Source organism: Streptomyces sp. NPDC056883 (assembly GCF_042788835.1).
Classification (GTDB): domain Bacteria; phylum Actinomycetota; class Actinomycetes; order Streptomycetales; family Streptomycetaceae; genus Streptomyces; species Streptomyces stoeckheimensis.
The window spans coordinates 699,387-720,692 of the sequence record NZ_JBHUBS010000002.1; the positions used below are offsets into that span (position 1 = coordinate 699,387).

Below are 21,306 nucleotides of genomic sequence, written 5' to 3' on the forward strand. Positions count from 1 at the left end.
GCCCAGGGCGGCGCCGGAGGCCATGAGCAGGGCCGTGGCGGGGGGGCAGGCGGTGGGGGTGTTTCCCCTTTTGGAGAAAACTTCTCCCCCTGGGCGGGGGGGGTGGGGGGGGGGGAGAGGAGGGCGGGTTGTTGTTTGGGGGAAAAGAGGGGCGGGAGAAGAATACTCTTTCGCGGACGGGGCAACTTGGGGCCGGGGGGTTTCCCCCCCCGGCCCCGCACCACACCCCTGGAGGCATCCGCCGATGAGAGCCCCCGACACGGCGGCCGACAGCGCGCAGCCGCAGGACGTCGCCCACGCCGCCGACCGGGCTCTGCGGGCAGCGGCCCGGCACAGTGGCGGGCGCACCGCCGCCGTCCTCGGCTGCGAGGTGGCGGCCGCCGGGGCGGCGCTCGCCGAACCCGCGGTCCTCGGCCACACCCTCGACCTGCTGCTCCGCCACGCCCCGTCGGGCCCCGCCTGGACGCTGCTGTGCGCCGGGGTCATCACGGCCGAAGTGGCGCTCGACGCCGCCGCCGCACGGCTGACCGGAGAAGTGGACGGCCGCTCCACCGCCCGGCTGCGCAGGCTCGGGCTAGCCCGGCTGCTGCGGACGGCCCCGCACCGCGCGGCCGGCCACGCACCCGGCGAAACCGCCGCCCGGCTGACGGCCCACGCGGCCGAGGCCGGAAAGGTACCGGCCGCCGTCGCCCACGCCGTCGCCGCCCTCCTGGCGCCGCTCGGTGCGGTGGTCGCGCTCCTCCTCATCGACCTGTGGACGGCGCTCGCCTTCCTCGTGGGCGTTCCGCTGCTGGTGCTCCTGCTACGGGCCTTCTCCCGCGACACCCTCACCAGCGTCGCCCGCTACCAGCAGGTGCAGCTCGCGACCGCCGGCCGCCTCGTCGAGGCGCTCGCCGGTGCCCGCACCATCGCCGCCGCCGGCAGTGCGGACCGCGAACGCGCCCGGATCCTGGCGCAGTTGCCGGAGCTCGGCACCGAGGGGCGGCGCATGTGGCAGGTCTACGGCAGTACGACGGCCCGGTCGGCGGCCCTCATGCCGATGCTCTTCTACGCGGTGCTCGCCGTCGGCGGCATCCGGCTGTCGGCCGGGGCCATCGGAGTCGGCGAACTGCTCGCCGCGTCGAGGTACGCGGGCCTCGCGGCCGGAGTCGGCGCGGTGACCGGAGGGCTGGCGGCCGTGGCCCGGGGCCGGGCGGCCGCCCGGCGGACCGCCGCCCTGCTGATCCTGCCCGTACTCGGCCACGGCCGGGCGGAACTGCCGGAAGGCGGCCCCGGCACCCTGGAACTGCGCGACGTCCGGGTCGTGCGCGGCGGATCGGCGGTCCTGCGCGGCATCAGCCTCGTGATCCCCGGCGGCACCACGGTGGCGGTGGTGGGCCGGTCGGGTGCAGGCAAGACCCTGTTCGCCGCCGTGGCCGGCCGGCTCACCGACCCCGACGCGGGCCGGGTGCTGCTGGACGGCGTCCCCCTGCAGGAGGTGACCGCCGAAGCGCTGCGCCGCGAGGTCGGCTACGCCTTCGACAGGCCGGTACTGCTCGGGGACACGGTCGGCGACGCGATCGGCTTCGGCGCGGGTCCGTACCCCGGCCGCGAAGCGGTCCGCGCCGCAGCCCGCGCCGCGGGCGCGGACGCCTTCGTACGGCGCCTGCCCCACGGGTTCGGCACGCGCCTCGCCGAAGCCCCGATGTCCGGCGGTGAGGTCCAACGCCTGGGACTGGCACGGGCGTTCTGTCATGCGGGGCGGCTCCTCGTGCTGGACGACGCCACCTCCAGCCTCGACACCGTCACGGCCCGCGAGGTCGAGCGGGCGCTGGCCCGTGAGGTCCGGCCCGGCACCCGGATCGTGGTCGCGCACCGCCTCTCGTCCGCCGTCCGCGCCGACCTCGTCGTCTGGCTGGAGGACGGCCGGGTACGGGCGACCGGCACCCACGGCGAGCTGTGGCGCAACGACCCCGCCTATCGGGCGGTGTTCGCAGCGAACGAGAACGGGAACGCGGACGCGGACGCGAACGGGAACGCGAACGAGAACGGGAAGACGGGAGCCGGCGAGGATGCGGCCGCGCGAGCCCCCGCGGTGCCGGAAGCGGACGACCACCGGCCGACCGGGGACAGCCGGGACAGCCGGGGAAACCGGGAGGCGGCGTGGTGACCGAGGGCGAGACCTGGCGCCGGGTGGCCCCCGAGGCCCGGCGGTTCCTGCGCGGCCGCAAGGGAGCCCTGGGCCGGCTCGCGGCATGGTCGCTCCTGGAGTCCGCGCACACCTTCCTCGGCGGCTACGGCGTGGCCCGCGCCCTCGACGACGGCTTCCTGGCCGGCCGCACCACCACCGGTCTCGCCTGGCTTGCCGCGGCCGGAGCCGGAGCACTGCTCGGCGGATTCGCACTGCGCCGTGTGTTCACCGGACTCGCGGACCTCGTCGAGCCGCTGCGGGACGGCCTGGTGCGGCGGGCCGTGCGCCAGGCACTGGACCGTGCGGTGGCCGACCCGGCGCGCGCGCCCGGCGCGGGCGCGGTGGCCCGGCTGACCCAGCAGACGGAGATGGCCCGGGACTCCTTCGCCGGGCTGGTCCTGACGGCCCGTTCGTTCGTGTTCACCGCCGTGGGGGCCTTCGCGGGCATGGCGGCCCTGGATCCCGTGCTGCTGCTGATCGTGCTGCCCCCGCTGCTGCTCGGCGCGGCCGCCTTCCTGGCGACGCTCCGCCCCATGGCGTCCGTACAACGGCGGTCGCTGGACACCGACGAGGCACTGTCGGACCGGGTGGGGGCGGTCGGCGAGGGGCTGCGCGACATCGTCGCCTGCGGCGGACAGGAGGCGGCGCAGGCCGGGGTGGAGCCCTTGATAGCAGCCCAGGAGCGGCTGGCCGGACGGCTCGCACGCTGGACGGCCCTGCGCACCCTGGCGCTGGGCACGGCGGGCCGGCTGCCGGTGATCGCCCTGCTCGCCGCGACGCCCTGGCTGCTCGGACGCGGGATCACCGCCGGGACGCTGGCCGGGGGCCTCACGTACCTGGTGCAGGCCCTGCTTCCGGCGCTGAGCACCCTGATGACGGCCGTGGGATCCGCAGGCACCCGCCTGCTGGTGGTCCTGGAGCGCTTCTGCGATCCGCCGCCGGCAGCCGAGGACGGCGGCGGCGGGGCGCCGGCTCCGGCACCCGTACGCACCGGCCGGCGGACCGCCGCGGCGGTGGAACTCCGGGGCGTCAGCTTCGCCTACGGCCCCGGCGCGGCCCCCGTGCTCGACGCGCTCGACCTGGTCGTGCGGCCGGGGGAGCACCTCGCCGTCGTCGGGCCGAGCGGCATCGGAAAGTCCACGCTCACCGCACTGCTCGCGGGGATGCTGTCACCCGGCGCGGGCACGGTCCTCGTCGCCGGCGCCGCCGCACGGCGGGCACCCGGTGCCGCGGGACCCGACCCGCGGCGGACCCTGCTGCCGCAGCAGGCCTACGTGTTCACGGGCACGGTACGGGACAACCTCACCCACCTGGCGGCCCGGCCGGGCCGCCCCGTCCCGGGCGACGCCGAGGTGCTGCGCGCCGCCGGCATCCTGGGACTGGAAGGCCTCCTGGAGCGGCTGGGCGGTCTGGACGCCCGGGTGTCCCCCCGGCTGCTGTCCCGCGGCGAGGGCCAGCACCTCGCCCTCGCCGCCGCCTACCTCTCGCCGGCCCCGCTGCTCCTGCTCGACGAGGCCACCTGCCATCTGGACCCCCGGACCGAGGAGCGTGCCGAACGGGCCCTCGCGGACCGGCCCGGCACCCTCGTCGTGGTGGCCCACCGGATGTCCTCCGCGGCCCGCGCCGACCGGGTTCTCGTCCTCGACGGGACGCGCGCCGTGTGCGGCACGCACGCGGACCTCCCGGCCGGATCGCCCTTGTACCGTGATCTGGTGGGGGAGTGGGACCCGGCCGAGGACGGGTGACGGAGGCGCCGTGCCCGTCCGCGGCAGCCGTGGATCAGACCCAGCCCTCCCGCCGGGATATCCGGATCGCGTCGATGAGATTGCGTGCACCGGTCTTGCGGGTGGCCGCGGCCATGTAGTTGCGCACGGTCCCGCTCGCCAGGTGCAGTGTGCGGGCGATCTCGGCGATGGAATCGCCCTCCGCGGCCCGGGCCAGCACGCTGAGTTCCCGGGGGCTCAGCGGGACGGGGTCGGCCTCCATGAAGGCGGAGGCCAGCGAGGCGTCGATGAACCGTTCCCCGGCGGCGACCTTCTGGACCGCCCGTACGAGCCGGCCCGGCGAGCCGTCCTTGTCGACGTAGCCGCGTGCCTCGGCCCGGAAGGCCCGGTGCAGCGAACCGGGCGCGCCGGTCGACGCGAGCACCAGCACCGAGGACGGGGAAGCGAGGCCCTGGCGGTCCGGGCCTCCGCCGTCGGCCAGGACGGCCGTCGCCCCCGGACAGTCGAGGTCGACGACCGTCACGTCTGGTCGTAAGGACTCGGCCTGGCGTACCGCGGTCCGCCAACCCGCCGATGTGACGTCGAAGGACCCTTCGGATCTGAGCAGGGCGGCCAGTGCCGACCGGACCAGGCTGACGCTGTGCAGGACGAGGACCTTGGTCATCGTGTGCTCTCCTCGGTAGACGAACCAACGGCACCACACGGGTGCCCCGGTGTCGGCCGATGGAACGTCACTGCGGGGGCGCGTAGGGGCGTACGGCGAGCTTGGCCGAGATACCCGAGTCGCCGCGCCCGCCTTTGGCGGGGAACCCCCTTGAAGACCGGCCCCGTACCGAGCCGACGCCGGCCACCCCGTCGCCCAGTACGGCAGATGGCGGACGGAACTTGTGGAGCGGCCACGCGCTCAGCAGGCTTGCCCCCATGCTGTCACCCGCTCCCGGACCGGTCCGCTCCCCTGGGGCAGCGGCCCGGCGGGCCCGTTCCCGCCGGGCGCTGCTCGCCGGCTGCGTCGGCAACTTCATCGAGTGGTACGAGTTCGGCGTCTACGGCTACCTCGCCACCGTCATCGCGGCCCACTTCTTCACTCCCGAGGGCGGCAGCGCGGTGGAGGGGCTCGTCAAGACGTACGCCTCCTTCGCCCTCGCGTTCTTCTTCCGGCCCGTCGGGGCGGCGCTGTTCGGGCGGCTCGGTGACCGGATCGGCCGGCGGCCGACGCTCGTCCTGGTCATCTGCCTGATGACCGGCGCCACGACCCTCATCGGCGTGCTCCCGACGTACGCGACCATCGGCGCGGCCGCGCCGTGGCTGCTGACGGTGCTGCGGGCCGTGCAAGGGCTTTCGGCGGGCGGGGAGTTCGGCGGAGCGGTCTCGGTCATGACGGAGAGCGCACCGCAGGGCCGCCGGGGGCGGTACGGGGCGTGGCAGTCGTTCACGGTCGCGCTCGGCCTGCTCGCGGGCGCCGGTACGACGGCGCTCCTGGCGACCGTACTGACCCCCTCGGAGCTGAACGCCTGGGGCTGGCGGGTGCCCTTCCTGCTGACGCTGCCGCTCGGGCTCGCCGCACTGTGGCTGCGCGTCCGCCTGGACGAGACGCCCGCCTTCGTCTCGGCCGTCGCCCCGGCGGGCGGCCCCCCGCGGCGACCGCCCGCCGGGGAGACGGTGAGGGCCGTCGCGCTGGGTGCCGGGCGGGTCATGGGCTGGTCGGCGGCCGGGTACACCTTCCTGGTGGTCCTGCCCTCCTACCTCCAGAACACGCTGAACGCGACCTTCCAGCAGGCCCTCGTGGCGACCGTGCTGGCGAACCTGGGGTTCGCGGCGACCATCCTGCCCGCCGGCGCGCTGAGCGACCGGCTCGGGCGGCGGACGGTGATGCTGGCCGGAGCGCTGCTGGTGACCGTGCTCGCGCTGCCGCTGCTGAACCTGGTCCAGGACCCGGACGTGCCCGTGTACGCGAAGGGGGCCGCGCTCTTCGCCGCGGGGGCCGCCGTCGGGCTGATGGCCGGACCCGGTCCCGCGATGCTGTCCGAGATGTTCCCGACCACGGTGCGCTACACCGGGCTGGGGCTGGCGTACGCGCTGTCCAACGCCGTGTTCTCGGGCTGCGCGGGGCTGATCATCACCAGGGCCGTCGCGTGGACCGGGGACGCCGACATCCCCGCGTACTACGCCGCGACCGCCTGCGCGGTCAGCGCCGCCGCGCTGCTGACCCTGCGCGGCGACGACCACACGCGGACGCTCCGGTGAGCGGCCCGCCGGTGAGCGGCCCGCCCGTGGACGGCCCGCCGACGGGCATCCGCAGGGCGGGTGCCCTGCGCGTGGTGGGGATGATGTCGGGCACCTCGTACGACGCCATCGACGCGGCCGCCGCGGACCTCGCGCCGGACGGGGACACGCTGGTGCTCACGCCGCTCGGCATGATCAGTACCGCGTACGAGGACGGCCTGCGGGCGGAGCTCGCCGGGGCCCTGCCACCCGCCGCGACGGATCTGGCCACGGTGTGCAGGCTCGACACGCACATCGGCCGGGCCTTCGCCGCAACGGCCGTACGGGCCGACCTCGAACTGTGCGACGGCCGGACCGATCTGACGGCCTCGCACGGGCAGACGGTCTACCACTGGGCCGAGTCCGGCCGGGTGTACGGCACGCTCCAGATCGGCGAGCCGGCCTGGATCGCCGAAGCCACCGGCCGGCCCGTCGTCTCGGGCTTCCGCACGCGGGACGTGGCCGCCGGAGGACAGGGCGCGCCCCTGGTGAGCGTCTTCGACGTCATGTGGCTGCGCGGGCGGCCGGGCGTCCCCGTGGCGCTGAACCTGGGCGGCATCGCCAACGTGACGGTGATCGCGGACGGGCCGGGCGGCGCACCGCTGGCCTTCGACACCGGACCCGCCAATGCGCTGATCGACGCGGCGGTACGGGAGCTCGCGGACGGCGGCGACCCCGGCGGGGCGCGGTCCATGGACGTGGACGGCATGCTCGCCGCACGCGGAACCGTGCACCCGGGGCTGCTGCGCACCCTGCTGGACGAGCCGTACTACGCCCTGCCCGCACCCAAGACGACGGGCAAGGAACTCTTCCACCTGCCCTACCTGCGCGCGGCGCTGGACACCTGCGGGCCGCTGCCCGCCGAGGACGTCGTCGCCACCCTGACCCGGCTCACGGCACGGACCGTCGCCGACGCCGTCCGCCCCTTCGGGGCGACGGAGGTGATCGCGTCGGGCGGCGGCACCCGCAACCCGGTGCTGATGCGGTGGCTGCGGGAGGAGCTGGGCGGGGGCGGCGCGGGCGTACCGCTGCGGACCTCGGACGAGCTCGGACTGCCCTCCGGCACGAAGGAGGCGTACGCCTTCGCCGTCCTGGGCTGGCTCACCGCGCACGGTCTGCCCGCGACCCTCCCCTCCTGCACCGGCGCCCGGCACCCGAGCGTCCTGGGCTCGATCACGCCCGGCGGGGCGGGCCGAAGCCTGCCCGCGCCGCTGACGACGGCGCCCGACCGCCTGGTCGTCCGCGCCCCGCGCACGCTCCGGTGAGCGCCGGGCGTCACGGCAGGGGGGTGGGCCGCAGGTCGAGATGGGCCCGGACCGTCGTGCCCCCGGGGCCGGTGTGGATGCGGACCAGCGTGGCGAAGTCGTTGACGAGGAGCAGTCCGCGGCCCCCGGGCCGGTCGGCCGGGGGAGTCAGGCGGCCGGCGAGCGCATCGCGCAGCAGCCCGGGGTCGCGCACCTCGCAGACGAGCTGGTCGCCCTCGGCCCAGAGCCGCAGGATCCCGCGACCGCCTCCGTGCACCACGCTGTTCGTCGTCAGCTCGGCCACGATCAGCGAAAGGGCCGCACGGGCCTCCTCCGCCATGCCGAGCCGCGATGCGGCCCGGGAGGCGAAGCGGCGTGCGCCGTGCAGACGCCGGTCGTCGAAGTCATAGGCCGCGGCGTCGGCGGCACCCTCGTCGGTCAGCGGCGCATTGCCGCGCGCGAGGGCGCGGGTGGGTGAGAAGTCATCGCTGAGGCTCTCCCGGCCGTCCTCGATGAACGCCGGATGGGTGACGCGCGCGTCGGCCAGGGTCTCCGCGGGGAGGCGGTCCGCGTCGTACGGGCACACGAGCGTCACGTCACGACCGTGGAACGCGGCGTTGATCAGGGCTTCGTGCTGGAGGCACGCCGGATACTCCCGCGGTGTACGCCCCGGCCAGACGGGCTCACCGATGATGCGGACGCGGCCGGACCGGTGGGCGTCGGCGAAGGCCAGGAGGACCTTGGGGATGATCCGGCCCGGATTGCGCCCCACGAGCGCCATGTCGAGGAAGCGCACACCGCGGTCCGGGTCGAGGGCCTCCCTGAGCAGCCGGAGATTGCGGCCCGGCACCGCGACGGCCACGGGTTCTCCGGCCGCCGCGCCGGCCCGGATGAAGGGCACCAGAGTGGCGAGGTACTCGTCCTCGCCCCGGTAGAAGAACACCGGGTGTTCGAAGGGCGTCGCGGACCTCGTGCCGCTCGTCGCGTCCTGTACGACCCGGCTGGTCATGGTGGTCCCTCCCGACTCCGACCTCTTTCGTCGTCTATGCGCGCATGGGGACTGCTGCCCGGGCATCGCCGGTGCCGGTCTCGCCGGTGACGCGGTCGTCAGCGACATCGTCGTCGGTCAGCAGGCCCGTCCTCAGCCGCTCCGTGATCCGGTTCAGCAGCCGGGAGACGTGCATCTGGGAGAGGCCCAGCCGGTCGCCGATCTCGGACTGGGTGAGTTCCTCGCCGAAGCGCAGGGCCAGGATCCGGCGGTCGCGGTCACTGAGGGTCGTCAGCAGGGGCTTGAGCGTTTCCAGGCATTCGATGCGGTCGTACGCCGCTTCCTCGGCGCCGAGCGAAGACGTCAGCGGCGACGCGTCGGTGTCCTCGCCGAGCGGTGTGTCGAGGGATCCGGCGGTGTAGCCGTTGGCGGCCTGGAGGCCCTCGGCCAGCTCGGTCTCGGTGATTCCGAGGCACTGTGCCAGCTCGTGATCGGTCGGCCGGCGGCCCAGCCCCTGTTCGAGGGCGTCGTAGGCCTTGGCGATGTCGAGCCGAAGTTCCTGCAGGCGCCTGGGGACCTTCACCGACCAGCTGGTGTCACGGAAGAACCGTTTGATCTCACCGGTAATGGTGGGGATCGCGAAGGTGGCGAATTCGACCCCGCGCTCCACGTCGTACCGGTTGATGGCCTTGATCAGGCCGATCGTGCCGACCTGGATGATGTCCTCCAGCGGTTCCCTGCGCGCGCGGTAGCGGCGGGCCGCGTACTTCACCAGGCTGAGGTTCAGCTCGACCAGGGTGTTGCGCACGTATGAGAACTCGGAGGTGCCCTCCTCCAGGGTGCCCAGCCGCCGGAAGAGCTCGACGGACAGGGCCCGGGCGTCCGTGGTGCTCACCCCGACCAGGTCCTCGGGAAGGCCGAGGAGGTCCGGGAGGAGCTCGGTATGGAGGGGGTCCGAGGTGTCGCGGGTAATGGGTGACATGTGGAACCTCCGACGGATGGGGCCGCGGCCGGAAGGCGCAGCGGGGGACCGTCGTCGTCTTCCCGATGGCTATATACCCCCTCACGGGACGGGCTGACCCTTTGCCTTCGCAGGTATTGCGTCGGTGGCTCCCCGTACGCCGCCCCCGACGGTCCTCGTGTGATCCTCCGAAGATCGGCAGGTCCTGGGTAGGCCTGCGCTGTCCGGGCAGTCGCCAGTCGTTCCGTCCACCGACGCGATCCCGGCCGGGGTCACCGCGTCCGACCCCGGAGGTGCGCGATGCTCGACACGGTCCTGACCGGCGGGGACGCTCCGGCGCGGTTGATCGCCCTGCCCGGTGTGTACCGGCCCCAGTCCGATACGCGGCTGCTGGCCGATGCCCTCACCCGCGAGGGGGCGGGGCCCGCGACCGAGGTCCTGGAAATCGGCACCGGCACCGGCGCCCTCGCGCTGTGCGCGGCCGGCGCCGGTGCGCGGGTGACGGCGGTCGACGTCTCCTGGCCCGCCGTGATCGCGACCCGGCTCAACGCGCTGCGCCGTCGGCTGCCGCTGCGCGTGCTCCACGGAGACTTCGCCGCGCGCACGCGGGGCCGACGCTTCGACCTCGTACTCGCCAATCCGCCGTACGTACCGTCCCCGCGGGCCCGTCCGCCCTCGTACGGCGCCGCCCGCGCATGGGACGCGGGCCCCGACGGACGCGCGATCATCGACCGGATCTGCGCGGGCGCCCCGGAGCTGCTGCGGCCGGGCGGGGTCCTGCTCATGGTGCACTCGGGCATGTGCGGGGCCGCGAGCACCGTGGACCACTTGAGGCGCGGAGGACTGAGCGCCGCGGTGGTGTCACGGACCGTGGTCCCCTGGGGCCCGGTGCTGCGGTCCAGACGGGCCTGGCTGCTGAGCCGGGACCTGGCGGACGGGGACGAGCAGGAAGAGCTGGTGGTCATCCGTGCCCGGCGCCCCTGACGACCGCCCTGACGACTGCCCTGACGTCCGCCCGGCCGACCGGGACGGGCCCGGCCGCGGCGAACGCCGCGCGGCCCGCCGAGTGGCCGTGGATCCGCAGGGCCCGGTGCTGGTCGAGGGGCCCGTGGAGGTCGTCCTGGACGACGGGAGCGTCGTCCGGTCCGACCGCTTCACGGTCGCCGTGTGCACCTGCCGCCGCAGCCGCACCTACCCCTGGTGCGATACGAGCCACCGCCCCCGCGAACGCCCCGACGGCCCACAGGACAGGAGCACCGGATGACGACCCCCACCGCCACCACCCCCAGGAGCGGACCCACCCTGGTAGGGGGCCGGGGCGTACTGTCGGACGCCGTCCTGGAGGCGTTGACCACAGGGCGCCCTCCGACGCACCAGGCGGTCGCCGTCCTCGTGGCCGATCCGTGGGGCGAGGACCTCCAGCTCGCCCTCCACCTGCTCTACGAACTCCACTACCGGGGCTTCGAAGGGGTCGGCGACGACCGGGAGTGGGACCCGGACCTGCTCCGCCTGCGGCAGGCGATGGAGACCCGGTTCCTGCACGCCCTGCGCACCGAACTGGCGGACGCCCCCCGCTCGGTCGAGGAAGCCTTCGCGCCGCTCCTCGTCGAGCCGGTCGACCTCACGGACAGCATCAGCCACCTCCTCGAAACGCAGGGCGAGCTCTGGCAGTTGCGCGAGTACGCGGCCCTGCGCTCCCTCTACCACCTCAAGGAGGCCGACCCGCACCTCTGGGTCGTGCCCCGGCTCACGGGGCGGGCCAAGGCCGCCATGGTCGCGATCGAGTACGACGAGTTCGGCGCCGGGCGTGCGGCGGACATCCACGCGCAGCTCTTCGCCGACCTCATGGACGACCTCGGCCTGGACCCCACGTACGGCAGGTACCTGGACCACGCCCCGGCCCCGGTCCTCGCCACGGTCAACCTCATGTCGCTGTTCGGCCTGCACCGCGCCCTGCGCGGCGCCCTGGTGGGGCACTTCGCCTGCGTCGAGGTGACCTCCTCACCCGGCTCGCGCCGCCTGGCCAAGGCCATGCGGCGATGTGGGGCGGGCCCGGCAGCGGAGCGCTTCTACGCGGAACACGTGGAGGCCGACGCCGTGCACGAGCAGGTCGTACGGCGCGAGGTGATCGGCGGACTCCTCGCCGACGAACCGCACCTGGAGCCCGATGTGGCCTTCGGCTGCGCGGCCACGGTCCTGCTGGAGGACCGCCTCGGAGCACACCTGCGCGAAGCCTGGGAGAACGGACGCTCCGCGCTGCGGACGCGGCTGTCCGCGGAACCGTGATGCGGATCAGGCCATCAGGCAGGGTGCCCCGGCGAGAGGCCGGCGACATCGCTGAACCGGAGCAGGAGCGGCTCGTCGCGCCGCCCGGGCGGGCTCTGGTCCACGGGCTCGAGCAGGAAGCCGACGTGGTCCCCCTCGCCTTCCACGTGCCCCCGCACCCGGCCGACGAACCAGGCGGCGCAGTCCGCGAGGACCGGTGCGGCCCCTTCTCCGGGCCGCCAGGCCACCCGCTCGAACTTGTCCACGTCGTCGCCGGTCCGCCCGCCGAACCAGTCCGCCGTGGACCTCTGCTCGCGGCGCAGGACGTGGACCGCCACGTGCGAGGCGCGGCGTCCGACGCGATACGTCCGGTTGGAGGTGGAGATCCACACCATGAACCGGGGCGGGTCGATCGAGCACTGCGAGGCGAATCCCACCAGACAGCCGGCCCGTTCGCCGTCGGCCGCCGCCGTCACGACGTACATCGGGTAATCGAGGACGTCGGTGAAACCGTCCAGTCCGGGTCCGGTCACGGAAAACTCCTCGGGTGAGCGGTGGAATGTGCGCCGCAGAATTTCAGGGCCGATCGACAGCTAAGGACCACATTCCCGGGTAGGCGCGATTCAAGGCACCCGGACGGATCAACCGGTCCGTCGAATTCCCGACATGAGAACGAGGACACCATGATTTTCGCCGGACTCATCCTCCTGCTCATCGGATTCCTGACCGGAATCTCTATTCTGTGGACCATCGGAATCATCCTGCTGGTGGTGGGCGCGGTGCTCTGGATCCTGGGCTCGGTCGGGCACGCGGTCGGCGGACGACGCCACTACTGGTAACCGGACCGTGAACTCTACGGAGAAGGTGCGCCCCCCGCCCGCAGGAGCGGAAACGCGGAGCGATTTCGCCCGGCTGTCGCGGAAGATCCAGACAGCCGGGCTCGCCTGATGCGCCGGCACGATCTCGTCGTCATCGGTGCGGGTTCCGGCAACGCCGTCATCGACGATTCGTTCGCCGGTCTCGACGTGGCGATCGTCGAGGAGAAATGGTTCGGCGGAACCTGCCTGAACGCGGGCTGCATCCCGAGCAAGATGTTCGCCTACGCCGCGCACGTGGCCCGGACCGTCGGCGAAGCCGGTACGTACGACGTGGGCGCGGAGCTGCTCGGCGTGCGCTGGCGGGCGATGCGCGACCGGGTGTTCGGACGCCTGGACGCCGAGCGCGAGGAGGGCCGCCGGGGGCGCCGGGAAGCCGACTCCGTCACCGTGTACGAGGGAAGGGCGCGTTTCACCGGCCCCCGGGAGCTGCGCATCGCGCGCGCCGACGGCTCCGTCGACATCGGCGCCCGGCAGATCGTCATCGCCGCCGGGGGCCGCCCGCTGGTACCCCCACCCGTGCTCCGGTCCTCGCTGCCGTACGAGACGTCCGACACCGTCATGCGGATCGACGCCCCGCCCCGCCGCCTGGCCGTCCTGGGCGGCGGTTACATCGCGGCCGAGCTCGCGGAGGTGTTCGCGGCGGCCGGCAGCTCCGTGGTCATCGTGGAGAAGGAGGACCGCCTGCTCGGCCCGCAGGACGAGACGGTCGCCGAACGGTTCACCGAATTGGTCCGTTCCCGCTACGACCTCAGACTCGGCCGGGAAGTGACCGCGGTGGGCGGCCGCCCGGGCGCCCTGCGGCTGACCCTGGACGACGCCTCCACGGTCGAGGCGGACATGCTGCTGGTCGCCGCGGGCCGCGTGCCGAACAGCGACCGGCTGAACCTCGAGGCCGCCGGCGTCGCCCTCCACGACGACGGCCGCGTCGTCGTGGACGCGTACCAACGCACCACCGCGGAAGGGGTCTTCGCGCTCGGTGACATCTGCACACCCCTACCGCTCAAGCACGTGGCGAACCGCGAGGCGCAGGTCGTCGCCCACAACCTCCGCCACCCCGGCGACCTGATCACGGCCGACCACGACCTGGTGCCCGCGGCCGTCTTCACCAGCCCCGAGATCGCCTCGATCGGCGCCACCGGGCAGGAGTGCCGGGACCGGGGTCTCGATCCGCTGGTGGGCGAGGCCCGGTACGCGGACATCGCCTACGGCTGGGCGATGGAGGACACCACCGGCTTCTGCAAGGTGCTCGCCGAACGCGGCACCGGCCGCCTGCTCGGCGCCCACCTCATGGGCCCGCAGGCCGCCACGCTCATCCAGCCCCTCGTCCTGGCGATGACCCTGGGAATCGACGCACTCACCGTGGCCGAATCCCCGTACTGGATCCACCCGGCGCTCACCGAGCTGGTGGAGAAGGCCCTCCTCGACCTCGACCTCGGCCCCGCCCGCCCCGATGGCGGGGCGGGCGGGGCCGAGGAAGAGGCCGCGGCCGAGGATCAGGTGTCGAGCAGCCGGTTGACCAGCGAGCGGTAGGCCCGCAGGGCCTGCCGCAGGTCCTCGGTGGCGACCTGCTCACCGCGGTCCCATTGCTTCTCCAACCCGCTCCGGTGTTCGGAAAGGGTGCCGGCGAACGTCTGCATGACCTCCGCCACCAGGGTGTCCGCCGACCGGACCGCCTCCTGAGGATCGTCCACGAACCGGCCCTGGATCTCGCCCCACCGCGCGCGATAGCGCTCGGCCTCGGCGGTTCCCAGCAGCGGTTCCTCCTCGGTCCCGGCTGCGTGTACGGACTCCGCCGGGCCGGGTTCCGGTACGTCCGTGGCCTCGCCGGGGAAGAGGGGCGCGTCCCTGTCACCGGGCGGCGCGGGGCGGGCGAGATCCTCCGTGGTCAGGACGGGCTCCCGCTCCCGTCCCGCCGTGTCGTCGTGGTTCTGCATGTCATCGGCTCCTTTGGTCGGCGAGGAGCTCCTCGAACAGCGTGCGGTAGTGGACCATCGCCCCGCGCAGCTCCTCCGTCGTCGCCTGTCCCGCATCGCTGCGCACCTTCGCCGCGTGCGCGGCCCGGTACTCCTCCAGCGTGCGTCCGTGCTCCACCGAGAGATCGCGGACCTGGTCCTCGTACCCCTCGGTGGGATAGCCGAGCTCACCCATCAGCCGGGTCACCAGCTCGTCGGCTCCCGCGACGGAACCCTCGGGCCGGTCTACGAACTGCTGCTGCACACCGGTCCATTCGTCCGCGTACCGGTGCCGGCGATCGGGGGAGAGCTCCTTGATGTCGAGTCGGTCGTGCCGCTCCTCACGGGCGCGCAGGTCCCGTTCGGCGGAGCGCTTGTCGCCCTGTTCCTCGACGGCGCGGTGGTACTCCGGTCCGAACCGTTCGCGCAGGTGGCGTCGTCGGGCCAGCGTCCACAGCAGTGCCGTGAGCGCGAGCACGACGACCGCCGCCACGACGATGACGGCTATCAGTGCATTGGTTGACATCTTCTGCCTCCGTCCGGGGGCTCATCGTGTCTGTCGACGCGGCTGCCCTGCCGGGTGGCGGGCAAACCCGAACGGGTGGGGCAGGGGGGCCCGGGTTTGAACCGACCGCCATCGAGCAGGCGCCCTGCACATCGAAGCCGACAGCAGAGCCGAGCAGGAGGGACGTGGCATGGCCGCGGACAAGCAGGAGACCCAGGACGTCGTCGCCTTGATCCTCAAGGACCACCGGAGGATGGAGGACCTCTTCCGCCGGATGCGCAGCGTGGAGGCGGACCGGGCGGGCGCCCTCGCGCAGTTCTCCGCGCTCCTCGTCGCGCACGGCGAGGCCGAGGAAGCCGAGGTGTACGGCGCGCTGAAGAGGTTCAAGGACGTGGACAACGAGGAGGTCGAGCACGGGACGAAGGAGCACGCCGAGGGCAACGAGGCGCTGCTCGCCCTGCTGGAGGTGGCCGAGGTGGGTTCCGACGCGTGGGACGCGCGCCTGGAGGACCTGGTCAAGGCGGTGAACCACCACCTCGACGAGGAGGAGCGGACCATCCTCAACGACGCCAGGGAGAACGTCCCGGACGAGCGGCGCGCCGAGCTCGGGGCGGCGTTCCTCGAGGAGCGGGAGCGGCAGCTCGCCGCCGACTGCGGCAGCGTCGAGAACGTGCGCGCGGCCGTACGGGGATGACGCGGACCGGCCCCGCAAAGGGGGTGATCATGGCGCGGCCGGGTAGCCGCAGGGGGTGATCACGGTTGGCGTCGAAGAAGAGTACTTGCTGGTGGATCCGACGACCGGGCTGCCCGCGCCCCTCGTCGAGGAGGTGCGCCGTACGGCCGGCCTGGGACCGCTCACCGAGCGGGGCGAGGTCCAGGACGAGCTGCTCCAGTCCCAGATCGAGGTGGCCACTCCCGTGTGCTCGAGCCTGGAGGAGGTGGGGGGCCACCTCCTGCGGCTGCGCCATGCGGTCGCTTCCGCCGCCGAGGAGAACGGCTGCAGGATCGCCGCCACGGGCGCTGCGCCCCTGCGGGGGCCCCTGCCCGTGCCCGTGACCCGGACGCAGCGCTACCTGCGGATGGAGGGGCAGGCGCGGCAACTGGTCGACGAGCAGCTGATCTGCGGGATGCACGTCCACGTGTCCGTACCCGATGCCGCCACCGGTGTCGCCGTGATGAACCGGATCCGCGGCTGGCTGCCGACGCTGCTGGCCATGTCCGCCAACTCTCCTCTGTGGGACGGGCGGGACACCGGGTTCGCCAGCTGGCGCACCATCGTCTTCGGCCGCTGGCCGGTGAGCGGGCCGCCGCCGGTCTTCGACGGCTCCGCCGACTACGAGCGGCGACTCGAGGCCCTGTTGTCGACCGGGGTGATCGCCGATCGCGGCCAGGTGTACTGGCAGGCCCGGCTGTCCGACCGCTACCCGACCATCGAGGTGCGCTGCCTGGACGTGCAGCTCCGCGCCGACGACGCGGTCATGTTCGCCGGCATCGTCCGCGGGCTGGTCGCCACGGCGATCGCGGAGGAGGAGGCGGGCGTACCCCTGGCCGTGTGCGCGCCGGAACTGGTGCAGGCCGGGAACTGGCATGCGGCCCGGCACGGCTTGAACCGCACCCTGGTGGATCCCTCCGGCATCCCGCAGAGCAGTGGTGACGTGCTGTGTTCGCTCGTACGCCACATCGCGCCGGCCCTGGAGGAAGCGGGTGACGTCCGCGAGGTCACGGCCCTCGTCCACCGGCTCCTGCGGGAAGGCACGCCCGCCGACCGCCAGCTCCGGGCCCTGGCCGACGGCGGGATACCCGGCCTGGTGGGCCTGCTCACGGGCGCGACCACCTCCGGTTGAGCGTCCGGTGGCGGGCGTGGCACCCCGTACGCCGTCCCCGTGTCCCTTGCACGATCGGCACCATCGTTCCGGCAGGGGGAGGATGAGACGGAAGGGCTCATTGCGACTGCCCCGCGCCGGCACCGGCGCAGAGGGGAGAGGGTGATGGGACAGACGGATCCGGCGGTGGACGTGCCGGGAGACGAGGTGCGGCGAGCGTTCGAGCTGGTGTTCCCCGGGGTGACCGAGGGTGACCGGGACGTCGTGCGGGTGACCGCCACGGACCGTACGGGGCCGGGAGGCCACCCGGTCTACGAGGACGCCACGGGCATCATCCAGGCGGAGATCAGCGACCGGTCGGAAGTGCGCGTGCTGGCCACCGGGGCCGGTCAGGAACCGGCCCACGGGGTCACGGCCCGCCCCTTGTCCGGGTGATCCGTTCGACGTTCTCGGACCCGCTCCCGCCTCACTGTCCGGGATCCGCGGGAGGTGCCCGGTGCAGCTCGTCGTGGAAGAGCCGACCGACGAGCGCGCCCCCGAACACGACCACGCCGATGCCGACGAGCCAGGTCTGGATGACGAGGACGGTTCCGAAGGGGCCGTAGGTGACGGCGCTGGAGGCGATCAGCGGCGAGAAGACGAGCCGGGAGAAGACCCGCAGCCCGAGCAGCCCGAGCATGGTGGCCACGGCCCCGGGGAGCAGGGCCGTCCACGGGACCCGGCCGCCGAGCAGCAGGCGCTGGGACCACCAGAAGAAGAGGGTTCCGATCGCCACCGTGACGAAGCCGCGGGCCGGGGACTCGCGCCAGGGCACCGTGACCGCCGAGAGGTAGAGGATCCCCACCAGCGCGCCGAGCCACAGTACGTGACGCCAGCGTGCCCACCAGCGGGACGGAGGCAGGTCCCAGACCCGTTCGTAGCCGCTCTGCAGCATCGTGCCGAAGGACAGGCCGAACACGGCGAGCAGCGCGAGGCCGAAGGCCGTCGTGGTCCGCCAGGCCTGGCCGGGCAGGGCGAAGAGCCGCTCGATCTCGGCCCTGGCGGCCGGCGATACCCCGAGCCCGTCTCCCAGCCACTGCGCGAACCCCTGCCCGCCGCGGGTGTCCGCCGCGGACACGACGATGAGCAGGGGTACCAGGGTCAGGAACCCGAGCGCCGCGAACCCGAGGGAGCGCTGCCACAGGTCGACGTCCCGGACGTGGACCCAGCGGCGTCCGGCCCGCGCGCGGCGGGCCGCACTGCGCAGCCGTCCCCAGGGCGACAGCCGACGGGTCCCACCGGACCCGGTCATCTCACCGAGGTGATGGGCATGGCAACTCCAGGTGCTGCTTTCACGGTAGAACCCTCCCGGCCGGGAATCCACCGCAGTACCCGGGTGCGCGCACCCGGGTACCGGAGCCGGCGCGAGCCTAGGAGCCGGTCGTGCCGTCGAGCATCTCGCGCAGGATGTCCAGGTGGCCGTTGTGGCGGGCCGTCTCCTCGGTGAGGTGGAGGAGGATCCAGCGCAGGTCGACGTGGAGGCCGTCGCGGACGGCTCGTTCGGCCCGCTGCTCCAGGGCTGCCGAGGCGACCAGCTCGCGGTAGCGGGCGCTCTGGTCGGCGTACTCGTCGAGGAGCTGCGCGAGCGGGAAGTCGACGGCGATGCGCATCTCGCGGTCGGGGTCCTCGTCGGTCCAGGGGCCGTGGTCCTCCTCGCCGAGGAAGACCACCTGGAACCAGTAGTACTCGACCCAGCGCAGGTGGTTGATCACTCCGCTCAGGGTCATCAGCGGCGAGCCCGGCAGGAGCGCCTTGCGGGCGTTCTCGGCGGAGACGCCTGCGCACTTGGCGCGGGCGCCGGCACGTGCGTAGTCGAGGAACGTGGTGAGCTGGGTGCGCTCGTCCCACGCGGGAGGTGTGTCGTCGATTCTGGTCATCCCGCGCATCGTCGCTGATCGGAGCGTTGGGTGTCGAGGAATTTTCCTACGGGTCCGCACCGCTCCTCCCGGCCCGGTTGCGCATCGGCCCCGGGGTCAGTCCTCGCCGGGGACGGCGGCGAACACCGGGGCGCCGACGGCCCGGGCCAGGCGGTATCGCCTGAGCGCCCGGTCGAAGCGGGCGCGGCTGCCCGGCAGGACTCCGCGGAGGTCGGCGATCAGCGCGCCGTCCGGCACGCGGGCGGCGAGCCGGGCGACCACCGGGTCCGGGCTGCCGCGGAGTTCGGCCGCCGGGTGCAGCGGCAGTTCCGGGCCGTCCAGCTGGAGGAGGTCCCAGAAATCGTCGGCGTACGGCTGGACGCCCTCCTCGAAGCCGGTCTCCTCGACCAGTTCCTCCGCCGCGGCGATGATCCGGTCGAGCCAGTGGGGCAGCGAGTCGGCCTCGACGTGGAGGCCGCCCTCGCGGTACTGCATCAGGACCTGGCCCCACCGGCCGTCGGCCTCGATGTCGACCCAGGTGACGCCGCCGCCTCCGTCGTCGGTGACCAGCCAGTGGGGGTGCGGCAGGCCGTGGTCGCCGGCCTGGCGGGGGTGGCCGGTCAGGGTGAACTCCACCGGCGGCACGGCGAACCCGCCGAGCCGGCCCAGTAGTTCGCGTGCCTCGGCCGGCACCGGGACGGGCCAGCGGTCGAAGTCGGCAGCCGTGGCGCCGGGTTGTACCGCGAGGTCGAACGGGACGCGGGCGGCCAGCTCGTGCAGCCGCTCGAGGAGGATGTCACCGGAGATCACCCGGCCACGCTACCGGAGCGGCTCCCGGCCGCAGGGGCCGGTGCGCCCGGACCGTACGCCGCGCCCGGCCGGGCCCGCGCGGTGCGCGGTGCGCGGTGCGCGGTGCGCGGGTGAGGCTTCACCCGGTCGGGTCTAGCGGGGGCGGGTGGCTGCCGCGAATGGCCCAGCATCGGGACAGCGGACAGGCCGTGCATCGGATGAGATGCCTAACGTCGATTCCAGACACATCGGTGCGCGCAGCTTGTGGAGGTGTCATGTCCCGTCGGGGCCGCCTGCTCGCGGGCGTCTGCGCGACTACGGTCGCCGTCGGCCTGCTCCTGACCGGGGGCGCCCGGGGCGCCCTGACCACGCCGCCGCGGCAGGACTCCGGCAGGAAGGCCGGCAGCGAGATCGCGGTGGGTGCCTACCTGCACTACGGATCGCCCGGCGTCGAGCGGATGAAGGGGCTCTCGCGCTGGCTCGGGGGTACCGAGCTGCGCGTCGGGCACACCTATCTGCCGGGCGACACCTGGGCGAACATCGAGGGGGCGCCCGATTCCCTGCGCACCTGGGCGCGGTGGCGCAATGCGAAGGCCGACCGGCTGTTCGTCCTGAACGTGCCCATGCAGGAGCGCAACGAGGCCCGCCTCCCCGATGCCCGGGTCGCCGAACTGATCCGCACCGGCGCGCGGGGCACGTACGACCACCACTTCCGGCGGCTGGCCCAGCGTCTGGTCGACCTCGACGTGCGGGACACGGTGATCGTGCTCGGCTGGGAGATGAACGGCTTCGACTACACCCACCGGTGCCGGCCGGACCCCGAGAACTGGAAGAAGTACTGGCGGCGCATCGTGGCCGCCATGCGCTCCGTGGAGGGGCAGGACTTCCGCTTCGACTTCGCCCCCAACCGCGGCGGTGACGCGATCGCGTGGACCCGGTGCTACCCGGGTGACGACGTGGTCGATGTCCTCGGCATGGACTCGTACGACCAGGAACCCGGCCGGACCTTCGACGAGCAGGTCGCCCAGCCCTACGGACTGCAACACCAGGTCGATTTCGCCAGGGCCCACGGCAAGGAGACCTCGTACCCCGAGTGGGGGCTGTTCCGGCACGGCGACAACCCCGAGTACGTGCGGCGCATGCTGGCATGGATCGAGGAGCACAGGCCGCTGTACCACAGCATCACGGACTTCTGCCCGCACGGCGTGTGGCAGTGCGGCCAGAATCCGCGCTCCTCGCGGGTGTTCCGGGAGTTCTTCTCCGGCGGCGAGCCGCAGGGGGCCCGGCCGCGTTCCTGACGGCCGGCCGCTTCCTCGCCCGGTCAGGGATTCCGGTCGCCCGGGGCGCCGGGGGAGCGCGGCGTTGCCGTGTCCTGCTCGCCGAGGTGGGTGTCCATGGCGGAGTTCAGGTCGGCCATGAACGAGCCGAACTGCTCCAGGAGCTGCGGCGGGTAGTGCGACATCACGGTGTCGAGGCGGTGGGCGAGCGGGCCGAAGAACTCGTCGGCCCGTTCCTGGATGTGCCCGCCGCTGCGCAGGGTGATGACGCGCCGGTCGGAGTGTTCGCGGACGCGGGTGATGTGCCCCGCCGCCTCGAGACGGTTCAGGAGCGCGGTGGTGGCCCCCGTGGACAGGGGGATGCGTTCGCTCAGCCGCGCCGGTGACAGGGGGGTGCCGCGTTCTTCGGCGGCGGCGATCTCCAGTACGGCGGTCGCGTCGGTGGAGTGCAGGCCCAGCCACGCGGCGAAGCGCCGACTGAGTTCGGCGTAGTGGCGGCCGTGGATCCTCAGCGATTCCATCAGCCGCTCGTGCTGCGCCGCGACGTCGTCGCGCTGCGCTTCCTCCATGGAG

Annotated in this window: 23 protein-coding genes; 13 read left to right on the forward strand and 10 right to left on the reverse strand. The window is 73.5% G+C overall.

Annotated features, from left to right (window positions below):
* The first annotated feature begins 244 nt into the window (after positions 1-244).
* Positions 245-2,149 carry an ATP-binding cassette domain-containing protein gene (locus ACFRU2_RS08340; RefSeq protein ID WP_382969229.1) on the forward strand — a complete coding sequence of 635 codons (1,905 nt, stop codon included), beginning with the start codon at positions 245-247 and terminating at the stop codon, positions 2,147-2,149.
* Complete coding sequence (locus ACFRU2_RS08345) at positions 2,143-3,915, forward strand: ATP-binding cassette domain-containing protein (protein WP_382969231.1); 1,773 nt, start codon at positions 2,143-2,145, stop codon at positions 3,913-3,915. Before ACFRU2_RS08340 ends, ACFRU2_RS08345 begins: the two co-directional genes overlap by 7 nt.
* Before the next feature lie 34 nt (positions 3,916-3,949).
* On the opposite strand, the gene ACFRU2_RS08350 is transcribed toward ACFRU2_RS08345, so the two are convergent.
* Positions 3,950-4,558 (reverse strand): response regulator transcription factor, encoded by a 609-nt coding sequence (locus ACFRU2_RS08350; RefSeq protein WP_382969234.1) that lies wholly within the window; start codon positions 4,556-4,558, stop codon positions 3,950-3,952.
* A gap of 257 nt (positions 4,559-4,815) precedes the next feature.
* Between ACFRU2_RS08350 and ACFRU2_RS08355 the strand changes: the two genes are divergently transcribed.
* Together ACFRU2_RS08355 and ACFRU2_RS08360 are read left to right on the forward strand one after the other, a co-directional pair.
* Positions 4,816-6,138, forward strand: a complete 1,323-nt coding sequence (locus ACFRU2_RS08355; protein ID WP_382969236.1) for an MFS transporter — start codon at positions 4,816-4,818, stop codon at positions 6,136-6,138.
* Between the two features lie 65 nt (positions 6,139-6,203).
* Positions 6,204-7,421, forward strand: a complete 1,218-nt coding sequence (locus tag ACFRU2_RS08360) for an anhydro-N-acetylmuramic acid kinase (RefSeq protein ID WP_382969632.1) — start codon at positions 6,204-6,206, stop codon at positions 7,419-7,421.
* Positions 7,422-7,431: 10 nt separating this feature from the next.
* Here the strand turns inward: ACFRU2_RS08360 and ACFRU2_RS08365 are convergent, their stop codons facing one another.
* Both ACFRU2_RS08365 and ACFRU2_RS08370 read right to left on the reverse strand, forming a co-directional pair.
* Positions 7,432-8,409: an anti-sigma factor RsbA family regulatory protein gene (locus ACFRU2_RS08365; protein ID WP_382969238.1), complete on the reverse strand. Its 978-nt coding sequence runs from the start codon at positions 8,407-8,409 to the stop codon at positions 7,432-7,434.
* 34 nt (positions 8,410-8,443) lie between these two features.
* Positions 8,444-9,370, reverse strand: coding sequence for a SigB/SigF/SigG family RNA polymerase sigma factor (locus tag ACFRU2_RS08370; protein WP_382969240.1), 927 nt, complete (start codon positions 9,368-9,370; stop codon positions 8,444-8,446).
* 279 nt (positions 9,371-9,649) lie between these two features.
* On the opposite strand from ACFRU2_RS08370, the gene ACFRU2_RS08375 reads away from it, so the two are divergent.
* The 3 genes from ACFRU2_RS08375 to ACFRU2_RS08385 are packed head-to-tail and all read left to right on the forward strand — an operon-like array spanning position 9,650 to position 11,635.
* Positions 9,650-10,333 (forward strand): HemK2/MTQ2 family protein methyltransferase, encoded by a 684-nt coding sequence (locus ACFRU2_RS08375; RefSeq protein WP_382969243.1) that lies wholly within the window; start codon positions 9,650-9,652, stop codon positions 10,331-10,333.
* On the forward strand, positions 10,317-10,613 hold the full coding sequence (locus ACFRU2_RS08380; RefSeq protein WP_382969246.1) for a CDGSH iron-sulfur domain-containing protein: 297 nt from the start codon (positions 10,317-10,319) through the stop codon (positions 10,611-10,613). The genes ACFRU2_RS08375 and ACFRU2_RS08380 overlap by 17 nt, the downstream gene beginning before the upstream one ends.
* On the forward strand, positions 10,610-11,635 hold the full coding sequence (locus tag ACFRU2_RS08385; RefSeq protein WP_382969249.1) for an iron-containing redox enzyme family protein: 1,026 nt from the start codon (positions 10,610-10,612) through the stop codon (positions 11,633-11,635). Before ACFRU2_RS08380 ends, ACFRU2_RS08385 begins: the two co-directional genes overlap by 4 nt.
* A 14-nt stretch (positions 11,636-11,649) precedes the next feature.
* On the opposite strand, the gene ACFRU2_RS08390 is transcribed toward ACFRU2_RS08385, so the two are convergent.
* Positions 11,650-12,099 carry a flavin reductase family protein gene (locus tag ACFRU2_RS08390; RefSeq protein WP_382969634.1) on the reverse strand — a complete coding sequence of 150 codons (450 nt, stop codon included), beginning with the start codon at positions 12,097-12,099 and terminating at the stop codon, positions 11,650-11,652.
* A gap of 198 nt (positions 12,100-12,297) precedes the next feature.
* Here ACFRU2_RS08390 and ACFRU2_RS08395 point away from each other — a divergent pair, with 198 nt between their 5' ends.
* Together ACFRU2_RS08395 and ACFRU2_RS08400 are read left to right on the forward strand one after the other, a co-directional pair.
* Entirely contained in the window at positions 12,298-12,453 is a 156-nt protein-coding gene (locus ACFRU2_RS08395) for a DUF6131 family protein (protein ID WP_204357835.1), read from the forward strand.
* Positions 12,454-12,561: 108 nt separating this feature from the next.
* Positions 12,562-14,022, forward strand: coding sequence for a mycothione reductase (locus tag ACFRU2_RS08400; RefSeq protein ID WP_382969251.1), 1,461 nt, complete (start codon positions 12,562-12,564; stop codon positions 14,020-14,022).
* Here the strand turns inward: ACFRU2_RS08400 and ACFRU2_RS08405 are convergent.
* The gene (locus ACFRU2_RS08405; protein WP_382969253.1) at positions 13,986-14,426 is read right to left on the reverse strand and encodes a hypothetical protein; all 441 of its coding nucleotides are present in this window, start codon (positions 14,424-14,426) and stop codon (positions 13,986-13,988) included. The genes ACFRU2_RS08400 and ACFRU2_RS08405 overlap by 37 nt on opposite strands.
* Before the next feature lies 1 nt (position 14,427).
* Complete coding sequence (locus ACFRU2_RS08410; RefSeq protein WP_382969256.1) at positions 14,428-14,970, reverse strand: hypothetical protein; 543 nt, start codon at positions 14,968-14,970, stop codon at positions 14,428-14,430.
* Between the two features lie 169 nt (positions 14,971-15,139).
* On the opposite strand from ACFRU2_RS08410, the gene ACFRU2_RS08415 reads away from it, so the two are divergent.
* The 3 genes from ACFRU2_RS08415 to ACFRU2_RS08425 all read left to right on the forward strand — a co-directional run bounded on the left by ACFRU2_RS08415 (position 15,140) and on the right by ACFRU2_RS08425 (position 17,207).
* The gene (locus tag ACFRU2_RS08415; protein WP_382969258.1) at positions 15,140-15,643 is read left to right on the forward strand and encodes a hemerythrin domain-containing protein; all 504 of its coding nucleotides are present in this window, start codon (positions 15,140-15,142) and stop codon (positions 15,641-15,643) included.
* 55 nt (positions 15,644-15,698) lie between these two features.
* Complete coding sequence (locus tag ACFRU2_RS08420; protein ID WP_382969261.1) at positions 15,699-16,793, forward strand: glutamate--cysteine ligase; 1,095 nt, start codon at positions 15,699-15,701, stop codon at positions 16,791-16,793.
* A gap of 144 nt (positions 16,794-16,937) precedes the next feature.
* Positions 16,938-17,207: a DUF6296 family protein gene (locus tag ACFRU2_RS08425; RefSeq protein ID WP_382969264.1), complete on the forward strand. Its 270-nt coding sequence runs from the start codon at positions 16,938-16,940 to the stop codon at positions 17,205-17,207.
* A 31-nt stretch (positions 17,208-17,238) separates the two neighbouring features.
* On the opposite strand, the gene ACFRU2_RS08430 is transcribed toward ACFRU2_RS08425, so the two are convergent.
* The 3 genes from ACFRU2_RS08430 to ACFRU2_RS08440 form a co-directional block, all read right to left on the reverse strand.
* Positions 17,239-18,063, reverse strand: coding sequence for a YhjD/YihY/BrkB family envelope integrity protein (locus ACFRU2_RS08430; RefSeq protein WP_382969266.1), 825 nt, complete (start codon positions 18,061-18,063; stop codon positions 17,239-17,241).
* A 118-nt stretch (positions 18,064-18,181) separates the two neighbouring features.
* Positions 18,182-18,688 (reverse strand): DinB family protein, encoded by a 507-nt coding sequence (locus tag ACFRU2_RS08435; RefSeq protein WP_382969269.1) that lies wholly within the window; start codon positions 18,686-18,688, stop codon positions 18,182-18,184.
* Between the two features lie 96 nt (positions 18,689-18,784).
* Positions 18,785-19,477, reverse strand: coding sequence for a hypothetical protein (locus ACFRU2_RS08440; protein WP_382969271.1), 693 nt, complete (start codon positions 19,475-19,477; stop codon positions 18,785-18,787).
* A 254-nt stretch (positions 19,478-19,731) separates the two neighbouring features.
* Here ACFRU2_RS08440 and ACFRU2_RS08445 point away from each other — a divergent pair, with 254 nt between their 5' ends.
* Positions 19,732-20,754 (forward strand): glycoside hydrolase family 26 protein, encoded by a 1,023-nt coding sequence (locus tag ACFRU2_RS08445; RefSeq protein WP_382969273.1) that lies wholly within the window; start codon positions 19,732-19,734, stop codon positions 20,752-20,754.
* A gap of 23 nt (positions 20,755-20,777) precedes the next feature.
* On the opposite strand, the gene ACFRU2_RS08450 is transcribed toward ACFRU2_RS08445, so the two are convergent.
* Positions 20,778-21,302, reverse strand: a complete 525-nt coding sequence (locus ACFRU2_RS08450; RefSeq protein ID WP_382969276.1) for a MarR family winged helix-turn-helix transcriptional regulator — start codon at positions 21,300-21,302, stop codon at positions 20,778-20,780.
* Positions 21,303-21,306 lie beyond the last annotated feature (4 nt).